This is a genomic window from Kosmotoga sp., from assembly GCF_982836095.1.
The window spans coordinates 1-12,336 of record NZ_CEYIHJ010000003.1; the positions used below are offsets into that span (position 1 = coordinate 1).

General features: G+C 40.4%; 12 protein-coding genes. 8 read left to right on the plus strand and 4 right to left on the minus strand.

The window, feature by feature from the left end; all coding sequences use genetic code 11:
* Both AC3LHT_RS00410 and AC3LHT_RS00415 read right to left on the minus strand, forming a co-directional pair.
* A partial coding sequence (locus AC3LHT_RS00410) for an HDIG domain-containing metalloprotein (RefSeq protein ID WP_488661649.1) occupies nt 1-1,380 on the minus strand: 1,380 nt, incomplete at its 3' end.
* On the minus strand, nt 1,364-2,350 hold the full coding sequence (locus tag AC3LHT_RS00415; RefSeq protein WP_290646270.1) for a PhoH family protein: 987 nt from the start codon (nt 2,348-2,350) through the stop codon (nt 1,364-1,366). The genes AC3LHT_RS00410 and AC3LHT_RS00415, both read right to left, overlap by 17 nt.
* 155 nt (nt 2,351-2,505) lie before the next feature.
* On the opposite strand from AC3LHT_RS00415, the gene AC3LHT_RS00420 reads away from it, so the two are divergent.
* Nucleotides 2,506-3,354, plus strand: a complete 849-nt coding sequence (locus AC3LHT_RS00420; RefSeq protein WP_488661650.1) for a DegV family protein — start codon at nt 2,506-2,508, stop codon at nt 3,352-3,354.
* A gap of 3 nt (nt 3,355-3,357) precedes the next feature.
* Here AC3LHT_RS00420 and AC3LHT_RS00425 read toward each other — a convergent pair whose 3' ends face one another.
* Complete coding sequence (locus tag AC3LHT_RS00425) at nt 3,358-4,641, minus strand: sigma 54-interacting transcriptional regulator (RefSeq protein ID WP_290667349.1); 1,284 nt, start codon at nt 4,639-4,641, stop codon at nt 3,358-3,360.
* Nucleotides 4,642-4,833: 192 nt separating this feature from the next.
* Here AC3LHT_RS00425 and AC3LHT_RS00430 point away from each other — a divergent pair, with 192 nt between their 5' ends.
* The 6 genes from AC3LHT_RS00430 to AC3LHT_RS00455 are packed head-to-tail and all read left to right on the plus strand — an operon-like array spanning nt 4,834 to nt 10,348.
* A complete protein-coding gene (locus AC3LHT_RS00430; RefSeq protein ID WP_488661651.1) occupies nt 4,834-6,069 on the plus strand; it encodes an ABC transporter substrate-binding protein in 1,236 nt (411 codons plus the stop codon).
* 34 nt (nt 6,070-6,103) lie between these two features.
* A complete protein-coding gene (locus tag AC3LHT_RS00435) occupies nt 6,104-7,048 on the plus strand; it encodes a carbohydrate ABC transporter permease (protein ID WP_488661652.1) in 945 nt (314 codons plus the stop codon).
* The gene (locus AC3LHT_RS00440) at nt 7,045-7,863 is read left to right on the plus strand and encodes a carbohydrate ABC transporter permease (protein ID WP_290667354.1); all 819 of its coding nucleotides are present in this window, start codon (nt 7,045-7,047) and stop codon (nt 7,861-7,863) included. The genes AC3LHT_RS00435 and AC3LHT_RS00440 overlap by 4 nt, the downstream gene beginning before the upstream one ends.
* A 46-nt stretch (nt 7,864-7,909) precedes the next feature.
* A complete protein-coding gene (locus tag AC3LHT_RS00445; RefSeq protein WP_488661653.1) occupies nt 7,910-8,404 on the plus strand; it encodes a prepilin-type N-terminal cleavage/methylation domain-containing protein in 495 nt (164 codons plus the stop codon).
* Nucleotides 8,401-8,772, plus strand: coding sequence for a type II secretion system protein (locus AC3LHT_RS00450; protein WP_488661654.1), 372 nt, complete (start codon nt 8,401-8,403; stop codon nt 8,770-8,772). Before AC3LHT_RS00445 ends, AC3LHT_RS00450 begins: the two co-directional genes overlap by 4 nt.
* Nucleotides 8,762-10,348: a hypothetical protein gene (locus AC3LHT_RS00455; RefSeq protein WP_488661655.1), complete on the plus strand. Its 1,587-nt coding sequence runs from the start codon at nt 8,762-8,764 to the stop codon at nt 10,346-10,348. The genes AC3LHT_RS00450 and AC3LHT_RS00455 overlap by 11 nt, the downstream gene beginning before the upstream one ends.
* A 1-nt stretch (nt 10,349) precedes the next feature.
* Here the strand turns inward: AC3LHT_RS00455 and AC3LHT_RS00460 are convergent, their stop codons facing one another.
* The gene (locus AC3LHT_RS00460; protein ID WP_488661656.1) at nt 10,350-11,225 is read right to left on the minus strand and encodes an acetamidase/formamidase family protein; all 876 of its coding nucleotides are present in this window, start codon (nt 11,223-11,225) and stop codon (nt 10,350-10,352) included.
* 272 nt (nt 11,226-11,497) lie between these two features.
* On the opposite strand from AC3LHT_RS00460, the gene AC3LHT_RS00465 reads away from it, so the two are divergent.
* The coding region (locus tag AC3LHT_RS00465) for an ABC transporter substrate-binding protein (RefSeq protein WP_488661657.1) at nt 11,498-12,336 on the plus strand (839 nt) is incomplete at its 3' end.

Genomic DNA, 12,336 nt, shown 5'->3' on the forward strand with positions numbered 1-12,336 from the left:
CTTTTCCACCTTTTCCTTGGGATATTCAATTCGGCTTTGACTGGTGTTTACCAATACACGAGTAAAGGCATCTATTATCTCTTCAAGATCGCTGAGATTAAGACCGCTTTGATCAAGTTGCCTTTCATTGTAAATACCGTTTACAATATCTTCCACCAGTTCTTTTATCTTCCCAAGTGATGGATCTTTAAGGCTCTTAAAAGCAGCTTCCACAGAATCTGCCAGCATAATTATTCCCGATTCCTTAAACTGAGGTTTGGGACCTGGATACCTGAAATTTTCAATATTTGCATCTCCAAAGCTTTTCGCTTTGTGATAAAAATACTTTTTCACACGTGTACCATGATGTTCCCTGATAATATCCTCAACCAGCAGAGGGAGTCTATATTTTCTCGCCAGCTCCACACCGAGCTTAACATGTTCGCTGATAACAAGACTCGACATGGAAGGCGTTAAGCCATCATGGGGATTGATTTCACGCTGGTTCTCTGTGAAATACTGTGGCCTTCTGGATTTGCCAATGTCATGAAAATACGATGCGACTCTGGCTAATACGGCATTCGCACCAATCATCTCTGCAGCTGCTTCAGCAAGGTTGGCAATAGCCACACTGTGATAATAAGTGCCGGGAGCGTTCAAAGAGAGTTCTTTTAAGAGCGGGTGAGATAGGTTTCCAAGCTCCAACAAACCAACATCCGAATATATCCTGCTTACGTATTCTATATATGGAATAATACCCACAGCGATTATAGAAGATATTACCGGATTCAAAAACGAGAATGCCAAATCCATTGTATTGAATTTCATATTGAAAAGATAGTCGATAATCCTTATCGATAGAAATATTATACCTACTTCAAACCCGGCACGTGCTATGTTTATCCTCCTTAGAATCTTCCGGGTTAAAAGGGCTGAGAAAAGCGCAACTACTGAAAGAATGACAAAATCCTCAATGGAAAAGTTGTTGATTGTAGTAGTCATAAAAGCAAGGTAAAGCCCGGAAGCCAGACCTTCCTCGTAACCCATTAAAATGGTCAAAATAGTTACGCAAAGAAAAATCGGTGAAAGGCTCACTACATAGTTCGGAGACAAGAAATAAGAAAACGCCGCATTGAGAATAATTCCCATTGTTATAACAGAAAAAGCGACATATCTGTATGTTCTGTGCAGTTTGAAATAATTGCTACGATTGAAACTGGTTTCGGCAAAAAGGTACCAGAAAATTATAGAACCAGTAAAAGATATGAAGGGATTCGATGGCCAATTAAGGTAAAACACATTCGTCAGGAGCACCATCAAGATTGGAAAGAGCAGATAATTGGTGATGGTTTCTAATTCAAAGGACTTTGCACGACTTTTCTTTTTAATCCCTTTTTTCATCACTTCTTTCCTCTCTTTCGTAGATGTCGTACGCTTTTATTATTTCCTTCACAAGCGGATTTCGCACAACATCTTGTTCAGTAAGGTACACAAAGGAAATCCCATCTATGTTTTTCAGCACTTTTTGAACTAATACGAGCCCGGAATTTTGATTCCTCTCAAGATCTATTTGGGTTATATCGCCGGTGACAACAGCTCGTGAATTAAAGCCTATTCTTGTTAGAAACATCTTCATCTGCTGATAAGTGGAGTTCTGGGCTTCATCAAGTATAATAAAAGAGTTGTTCAGAGTTCGACCTCTCATATAGGCCAATGGTACAACTTCTATAATGCCATTGTCCTTATAATAACTCAGTCTATCCATGGGAAGCATATCCATGAGAGCATCATATAACGGGCGAAGATAAGGATCCACTTTTTCAGAAAGTGTTCCAGGCAAAAAACCCAGCTTTTCACCTGCTTCAACCGCGGGCCTTGTGAGGATTATTCTCTGTACCTTTCCAGATTTCAAAAAGTCCACAGCCATAGCAACAGCAAGATAAGTCTTTCCAGTGCCTGCTGGACCTATTGAAAAAACAATATCGTTTTTTCTCATAGTCTCGATGTATTTCTTCTGACCCACCGTTTTAGGTTTTATCGTATTGGTGAGAACGCTGGTCCCTTTAATTTCTTTGTAGTAACCTTCGAATCCCGTTTCTTCCTTTTGCTTTATTTCATGCTGTTCAACAAGGTACTCAAATTCTCTCCAGTCAACTAGATGTCCGTCAGTGTTCATTTCTATGAGCTCATCAACGATATCTTTCACAATTTCAATAATTTTTGAATCTTCTCCCTTTATCCACACTTCATTCCCAATTATAGATAACTTAACATCGAACTTTCTTTGAAGGAAACGAGCTTTGCGGTCGTACTCACCAAAGAGCTCGCTCATTTCTACTTCCTGCGGAATATGTATTTTCCTTACTGGCAATTTATCGCCTCCTCATCTTATGAATAAATTATACAGCATATTCTTTTTGCGTACAGTTTTCGTACTTAATCTCGCTAATATGTACATATTTCGAACGTTTTAACCAAAGTTAAAGCTGGCATTTTATTGCATTTACACCTTCGGGAGGTGATATTTTGAAATGCGGTATTGTCACAGACAGCACCTGTTCTCTTGAACCTGAGGTACTTGAGAAGTACAATATCCACCTTGTATCGCTTTATATCAACAGAGATGGCAAGTACACTAAAGCCATTGAAATCGACCCAAAAGAATATAGTAAAGAGATGCTCGATAGCTCTTTTTCCGCACTTACATCACAGCCAAGTCCAAATGACTTTTTTGAAGTGTTTGAAAAGATCAAGGCAGAGTGTGATTGTATTCTTGTTCCCGTTATCTCGGCAAAATTGAGTGGTACCTACAGTTCTGCTCTGGTTGCAGCCGAAATGGTTGACATACCAGTTAAAGTCATAGACTCAAAACTCACGAGTTACGCATTAGGTTCACTCGCTATTAGTTTGAGAAAACTCGCAGATGAAGGGCGACCTCTCGAAGAATTGCTCGAATATGCGAATCACTTTTACAAAAAAGTCCGGATAATTTTTTCCGTTGATTCACTTGATTACTTATATCGTGGAGGAAGAATCGGTAAAGCCAAGGTTCTCATCGGGAGCTTGTTGAATTTGAAGCCCTTAATAGAACTATCTGATGGAGAATTGAAAGCAGCTGGAACGATCAGAGGGAACAAGAAGCTTCTCGAAAAATTGTTCTCCCTCGCTACTATGCCTATGGCAAGGCATGAATTGAAAAGTGTGAGAATACTCAGCGTGAATCGTCCGGATGATAGTGAGCTCCTACTTAAAAAACTAAAAAGCAACTTCAACAATGTAGAAACTTTTGTATCAACAATAGAACCTGTTGTATTAACGCATCTGGGACCTTCGGTTATAGGTATCATAACAGAGTGGAGAGAGAAATCGCTTTAGGGCTCACTTCAGTCCGAACTCTCCAATTAAATCACGAATTCGCCTGGGTGTTAGCCCAAATTCTTTAGAAACGAGGTTTATATCGTTTTTAAGGCTTTCTGTACGTTGTTCAAGTAGTTCTTTAGTTATACGCCTATGCAAATCGTTTAAAAACTCCTTGTAAGTAAGCCCTTTTGTAATATATTTGATTTTCGCCTCTTCGGCTAATAAACGCGTGAGTTCTTCGAGATTTTTAGTTGTTGTCATGCAAACCACAGCGTTCACGGCGAGGTATTCCTCAATCATATTGAGTAACTCCCTAATATTCCCTGGGTAATCATATTCCAGGAAAATTTCCTTTAGTTCTTTGGGTAAACTCTCAAAAGTAAGCAAATATCCTTTTTCTCTGAGCACATTGTCAAATATAATCGGAATATCCCCTCTCCTCTCTCTTAATGGGGGAAGCTCGACTTTTATCGCCGATAATCTGAAGCGAAGATCATTTCTAAGTGCGGTATCATCTGTTCTGTTAGTTGCTGTAACAAACCTTACATCCACTTTTTTAGGTCGTGTAGCACCTATTTTAAAATACTCTCGATTTTCGGTAATACTCAATATTTTTGCCTGGAGGTTCATAGGCATATCGCCAATTTCGTCGAGAAAAAGCGTTCCAGTATTTGCCAGTTCTATAAGCCCAGCTTTTTCCGTATTTGCACCGGTAAAAGCTCCTTTCTTGTAACCAAAGAGCTCACTTTCCAAAAGGGTATCTGGTATAGCTGCGCAATTCATAGAATAGAAGGGTCTGTCCCATCGTGGTGATAGTTCAGCCATTACCTCAGCTAAGAGGTTTTTTCCCGTTCCCGTTTCACCCAGTATCATAACGCTTCCATCATAAAACATTGAAAGCACCAGCATCTTTTTCAGCTCTACGATTTTCTTACTCTCCCCAACGATTCTGGATAGCTGTGAATCAATACGCTTGATGATTTCTTGAACAAGCTGTCTTGAACTTCGCGGACTTCCAACTATTCTGTAATAACCTTTGAATAAATGAATCTCTTCAGAATAGCCTTTGAGTATGAAAGCCCTGATAGGGTTGTTATTTATGAGAATTATATTTGTAAAAGCGTAAAGCCAGTCTTGCAACACTTTTTCATCATAGGAAGCTCCATCTATGAACAACAATGTGGGTAGATCTTTTCCAACATTCACCAGATAATCAAAATCAAGCTCATATATGCTTGAAAAGCAATTAAAGGCATCGAGCTCTTTCAATTCTTCACCGATCATTATTGCTCTGTAATTCACCTGAACACCTCCCAGACTATTATACAATTTTTCCTGCCTAATTCTCTTTTTAGAGCAAACATCCAATCATAACGCTACTTTCTGTAAAAATGTTGTGACAAGTCGTTGTTACTCTTTGGTTGCAACTAATTTTTAAGTATACTTAATTTTGGAAACCCCAACCGGGGAAAACAGAAAGGGGGAGGTATTGAAATGAAGAAGGTACTTGTGATTTTGGTGGTTTTGCTACTTTCTTATGCAGCATTTGCCAGCAACCAGCTGGAGATTTTTAGCTGGTGGACCGGTGGAGGTGAGGAAGAAGGACTACTTGCATTGTACGATGTTTTCCACAAGTACTATCCAGACGTTGAGATCATCAACGCTACTGTAGCAGGTGGTGCTGGAACTAACGCAAAAGCTGTGTTGAAAACAAGGATGCTTGGGGGCAATCCGCCTGATTCTTTCCAGGTACATGGTGGTATGGAGCTAATTGACACCTATGTTGTTACCGGTATGATGGAACCCATTACCGGGCTTTTGGAACAATGGGAAATAAAGGATAAGTTTCCAGCTGATATCTTGAGAATTTGCAGTTACAATGGCGAAATTTATTCTATTCCTGTAAATGTTCACAGGGGTAATGTCGTTTTCTACAACAAAGCAATACTTGAGGAAGTGGGTATCAAAGAACTCCCAGCAACCTGGCCAGAATTTATCGAAGCACTCAAGAAAATAAAAGCCGCAGGATATGTTCCGCTTGCCCTGGGTGATAAAAACAAGTGGACAGCCACCCATCTTTTTGAAGATATTCTTCTTTCGGCTCTTGGCGCATACAATTACAATGGCCTCTGGAATGGTCGAACTTCCTTCGACCACCAGGGTGTTAAGGAAGCCCTTGAAATTTTCATAGAACTCATGAATTATATAAACGAAAATCATGCCTCACTCACCTGGCAGGATGCGACATTGCTTGTTTTTGAGGGCAAAGCGGCTTTCAATGTAATGGGAGATTGGGCAGAAGGCTATTTGAAGACTCTTGGCTGGACTCCAGGAAAGGAATTTGGCTGGATGACGGTTCCAGGCACCAAAGGCTCCTTCATGGTCGTAACGGACACTTTTGGGCTACCGAAAAACGCTCCACACAGAGAAAATGCCATCAAATGGCTGAAGATAATTTCTTCTGTGGAGGGACAGGATACTTTTAACCCGATAAAAGGATCCATTCCGGCAAGGATCGATGCTGACAAGAGCCTTTATGATGACTATCTTACCTGGTCAATGAATGACTTTGCAACAAATGCCCTTTGCCCATCCATAATCCATGGTTCCGCAGCCCCTGAAGGCTTTGCGACTGCCCTAAACGATACGATAAATATGTATATCACCACAAAAGATGTTAAAAAAGCGCTCAGAGAAATTACTTACGCTGCTGAAGATTACCTCGAATAATTCATAGGGCCCCTAGGGCCCTATTATTTCTTTTTTGGGGGTGATTCAGATAAAGGGTTCAACACGTAGAAGGCTTTTAGGCTTTTTTATTCTTCTTCCAACCTTGATTTCTTTGGGAATCTTCGTATATGGGTTTATTGGTTGGACTGTCAGGGTGTCCTTTTCCAACTGGAATAGTTTTTCAAAGTTGATGAAAGGTGAATACATCTTCGTGGGTCTCAGAAACTATTTTCGCCTTTTTGAAGACCCAAGATTTCAAACGGATCTATGGAACACGCTCTTCTTCACACTCTTTTTTATTTTGGGGTGCCTTTCACTGGGAATTTTGTTAGCGGTGCTTCTGGATAAGGGCCTTAAGGGATCGAGGATTTTTCAAAATTTATTTCTCTTCCCCATGGCAATTTCATTTGTGGTAACGGGTACAGTATGGAGCTGGATTTTCGCACCGGGCATTTTACCAAAATTTCCTCAGGGAATGAATCTCCTATATAAATTACTCGGGTTGGAATCTCTCCAATGGAGCTGGTATACGAGTACGGTTTCAATATTTCATTTCAATCTCGCCTTAATCCCGGTTATAATTGCTGCCATTTGGCAGTTATCTGGTTATACCATGGCAATGTACCTTGCCGGGCTGAGAGGTATCGACCAAGCTCTTATCGAAGCGGCAAAAGTTGATGGAGCAACCAGCAGGCAGATCTTTTGGAGAATCAAATTCCCCATTTTGAGACCTATAACGCTGAGTGCAATGATTATCCTCGGTCACATCTCTTTGAAGATTTTTGATTTAGTTTATTCAATGACTGGAAGTGGTCCTAACAATGTTACTGATGTTCCGGCTATCTACATGTTTGAAACGACTTTTCGAGCTAACAAATACGCAACAGGCTCTGCAATTGCCATAGTCATGCTTGTCATGGTGGCTGTTGTAATCGTACCTTACCTTGTTTCATCTATGAAAAGGGAAGTGAGCAAATGAGTCGGGTGAGCAAGTTATTCACATACATTCTTTTGATCATTTTTACCCTGTTCTTTTTGATTCCCATTTATGTTTTGATTTCTACGAGTTTTAAGCCACTGCAGGAAGTCAGCCTTGAAAAAATGTGGTTTTTGCCTTTGAAGGCGTCTTTTCAGGGGTTCGTTAAAGCGTTTCAGAAGCTCTCTCCAAATCTCAAAAATAGTTTTATCCTCGTTATACCTGCTACAATTATTTCCGCGTTGGTAGGTTCTATAAATGGATATGTGCTTTCCAAGATAAAATTCAGAGGTTCTAACCTTCTGTTTACCTTAATTCTCTTTGGCATGTTTATTCCTTACCAGAGCGTTCTTTTCCCTGTGATTCGATTTCTTCAGAGCATCAATCTATACGGTTCCATATGGGGACTGGTTATCCTTCACATTATCTATGGTCTTCCCATCACAACACTCATCTTCAGAAATTATTACGCGGAAGTACCAACAGAGCTTATCGAAGCAGCCCATATAGATGGCGCGGGTATCTTTAAGGTTTATTGGAAGGTTTTGTTCCCTATCTCTCTTCCCGGTTTTGTGGTCGTGATAATATGGCAGTTCACGAATATCTGGAATGAATTCCTCTTTGCCGTTACCGTAACCAGCGATCCGACAAAACAACCAATCACCGTTGCACTGGTTAATCTTGCGGGCAGCAAGGTAGTAGAGTGGAATGTGCAAATGGCGGGCGCTTTACTCGCAGCTCTTCCAACTCTATTGGTTTACGTTCTTTTGGGAAAATATTTTTTACGGGGTCTGCTCGCTGGTTCGGTTAAAGGGTGAGAAGGTATATAATATTTTTAGATGAGTTTTAAAAAGGATGGATAACATGCGCAAAGGAATGACTTTGGCAGAACTTTTAGCAGCACTTTCTATTTCATCTATAGTTATTCTTACTATACTGGTGCTTACTGTTTTTTTCATTCGCACCAGCGGGCGAATTATGAAATCTAATATTCTCGATGAAGAAGCCACGAAATTGCAGACTTCTCTAGACTATATTATTTCGAGGAATTGGAATGGTCTTTCAGAAATTCCCGATGAACATACGATTAGTTTTATCACTTCTGTACCACAATATACAGATACGGGATTAACAAATTTTGCAACTGTCACACAGATGATCTTTTTCGATGTGGGATCGCAGAGGGTTGTCTATACTTTTCCAGCAACTCCAGATGGAACTGTAACTAATGTCATTGCAGAACATATAAGTGATATTGTTTTTTCAGCTGGTAGCGAGACACAGTGGCTAACTTACGACGCTACTCTTAGCTATGAAGGAGTAACTCGAAGGACGAATGGGGCGGTGAGGTTCTTTTGAGAAGAGGCTTTTCGCTGGTAGAAACAATAATTGCTTTACTTGTTGTGGGAATTTTCCTTATTTCGAGTATGTTTGTTATAAGCCACACAAAAGAGATCTCCAATGAAAACCAACACGCGGTAAGATTTCTTGCAGCTAAATCAGCCATTATTGACTTTTTCATGTATTCGCCTTCTGCTACAACGACGATGGAAGCGATAAATGATTTGCTGGATAGATTGGGACTTTCAGAGTTCGAACTCATTGAAGATGTAGATATGGTACACCCCGGGAATGATGAAAATATAAGTCTATACACGGCAAAACTCAGAGACACACTTACCGGAAGGAGTGATCTCTTTTATGTGGTTGGATACAATGAACCATAAGAAGGGTTATGTATTAACTATTACGCTTTTTGTAATGGTATTCGCTTCGATAATTTTAACTACTATGAGCTTGCAGCTTAATCGAACGATAAAGCGTTCAAGAGAATATTCGATGGTTCGTTCTGTACAAAATGTATGTGAAAACCTTATCAACTTTTCTACTGGCTATCTCAGCGACAGATACAGCAAGCTGTATTTCAACGACTCATGGCCTGAAGTAGAAGAATTCATAAATTTTATCAGCTCCAAAGGAGGTAAGGAAGGCTATTACTGGGGAGTGAGTTTGAATAGCTTAAGAGATGTTAGTTGTTATCTACTAACAAATGACACTGGTTTCCGAAATTTGCTCGATACTCAACCCTGGCTTGAAAGTTACGGCGCCACGGCTGTTTTATATCAGATAGGAAACAGATATATTTTAATCACTTCTGCAGAAAAAAACGGTATGACGAGATATGCAGTTGCTACACTTGCGGAAATCTCTGAAGTGATTCCTGTCCTTGCCACTGCTTATCCCGGGAAAACATTTTCAGAATTGAAGACCACAAAAGGAAAAGACAAAATAGGTAAAGGAGATTTTTTTGCCGGGCCTGTTATGATTTTTGGAAACACTACGGTGGTTTCAGGAGACCCGGCTAACATTTTTGCCGGAGACCTTTACACACACGATCTTATTGCTCCTCCTGAAACCTCTGATTACAGTTACACCCAAATAGCTACTTCGGCGGAAAGTTACCTTTCTCAAGAAGTTTCAGAGACAATTGAAAAAATCAGCTCCCTTGCTTCTGTTACCATTGACTATCCATATGATATTTTGCCCACATCTCTGACTGAGGATACACTCCTGGTGGTTAATCCCCCCAGTTCAGATGTACCGGTTTATGTTACTTTTGCCACAAATTATGATGCAAAAAAGCCCGAAAATTATGAAAGAAAGGTCACGTTCACCTCTGGCGGGAAATCTTTTAGTATTGACCTTGATGATTACGGCATTGATTACCTGAATGTTCTGATAGAAGGAGATGCCATATTCGATTACAACTCAAAAGCAAGTGATCCACATAAAGCTCTAGCCGTAATAGGAAAGTACGATATAGTAGCTACGGGAAACATTTATATTAATTCAAACCTCATATACAGAGATTACTATGAAGCATTTAACAATGGCAATGGAAACAGCAGTGTAGCCAACCAGGGAATAAGCTCTCTTTCTGACCTTTCTGATGTACTCTCTAAAAGAGCAGTTAATGACCTATTATCTATAACAACCCTTAGCGGAGATGTTTATATAAATTACACTCAAGGAAACGGAAGCTCGAGTCATGGCATAAAAACCATTACGGCCAGACTAAAAGCACTCCCAAAGGATGGAAAAGGTGGAAAGATAAAATTCCCGGACATTGACCTGGTTTCTTCAGGGGGACACAATAGTCAATTGTTTTTGGTAGGGGGTATGGAAGCTTTGGCAGTCGAAGGTGATCTCAATAATCTTGATAACCTTTTTGGGGTGCCTGACCAAGTGACAACAAGCTACCTCAAAAAGAAATTGCGGCTTTTTGGTTTGAGAAGCTGGTAAATCACAATACCGATTTGGGCACTTTCATTTTCACAGTTTTCAAGGGATTCACTACCTGGCTGATTTGCAAATCGCAAACAATACTTGATAGCATATATGCTTCTTCAAAGCTTAGCTTTCTTTTTTCAGATATATGGCTAACCGCATATTTAGTTGCATTTTTAATCGCCAGATCGAGATTCTCGTTGCTTGAGAGGAAATAGATAGCTTCGCTTGTTTCCACGATAGGTTCATTTATGTGATAATTAGCATCCAGTGTCACTTCAATTTCTATAAGCGCACGGGTTTCAACCCCGGTACCACATACCTCGCCCTGTCCCATGAGCGCATGAACATCGCCAAGAGCCAATAATGCTCCATCAACAAAAACAGGCAGTTTAACAACGCTGCCAACAGTGATTTCCACCGTATCGAGATTCCCCCCATGCGCTCCGGGTATGCCACAAGGAACCGCCCCTTGAAGAGGTGCAACGCCTATTACCCCAATCATGGGCTTAAGATCAAGTTGCATTGTGTCAAAAATCGCATGATTGCTTTCGATTCTTAATACCTTTGTCCTGCTTTCATAGATGTTATCGCCCAGCAAACCAAAACCCGGATATAGTTCCACAACACCATGTGTATCGAGCTCAATCCGCTTTATTTCTATTACAACACTGTCTCCAGGCTTTGCATTTCTAATATAAATAGGTCCAGTCGCCGGGTTTACTTTTGAAAAATCGAAATCTTCTCCAAGCCGTTGATCTTCGCTGGTGATTTTATGCCCGAAACAATCTTCAGTTTCAACGATAATCTTATCGCCTGGATTTATGTACAAAACAGGTTCATTATTTTTAGACATTTCGTATATGACACTGTCCCTTTTCAACCTGTACATCACAGCACCTCCCTTAACACGGCAAAGCAAAGGACTTGATACTTAACAGATAACAAAATAGCATTCAGGTTTGAATACGAACCATCTGTTAATTTGTGATACTCTTTTATATCCATTCTATCTCTTATGGATACGATATCAAAGTCAAAAGTGCATAAAAAGGGTAACTCTTTCTCCTTGAGCTACCCATGAACAATTTGTTGACTTGAATCACAAAGATATTTTGTGATAAACTTTCTTATCAGGGAATATCTTTATTAGGGGGTGAAAGCATGAAAAAAGCTCTTTTTCTTGTTCTTATTTTAACGCTTGCTCTTTTTGTCTTTGCTAATGGCCACATCACCATTGGGACAACCGACAAAATCAGAATTCTCGATCCCGCAGACTGCTATGACTATTTCTCAAGTAACATTCTCCAGAATACCATGGTAGGTTTAGTAGACTACGAAGTAGGCGGAACTGAGATAATCCCATGGTTAGCGGAAAGCTGGGATATTTCGGAAGACGGTTTGGTTTACACATTCCATCTACGAAAAGATGCCAAATTTATGAACGGTCACCCGGTAGATGCCAATGCCATGAAGTTTTCTTTTGATAGGGTAATTGCATTAAACGGTGATCCAGCTTTCCTTCTATCTGACATTGTTGCAGAAACGAAAGTAGTGGACGACTACACCTTTGAAGTCACATTGGAGTATCCGTTCTCCGCTTTCATAGCCGTGCTTGGATATACCGTTGCTTATCCGGTTGATCCGGCTGTAGCACCCGCAGACGATTTCTTCTACGACGCTCCAGTGGCTTCTGGACCATATTATATCGCTGACTGGGAGAGAGACGTTCAGCTGATCTTGAAGGCTAACCCTGATTATTTTGGGCCCAAGCCAAAAACGGATACCATCGTAATAAGGTTCTACCAGAATGCAAGTACATTGAGACTCGCCCTTGAAAGCGGAGAAATCGATGTAGCTTACAGAACTTTAGATCCCCGTGATTTGCTCATAATCAAGAGCGATCCCAGATACGTTGTTTATGAAGGCCAAAGCCCCGCTATAAGGGAACTTGTTTTCAATGTGCAAATGCCGCCGTATAACAACGTCAATATCAGAAAAGC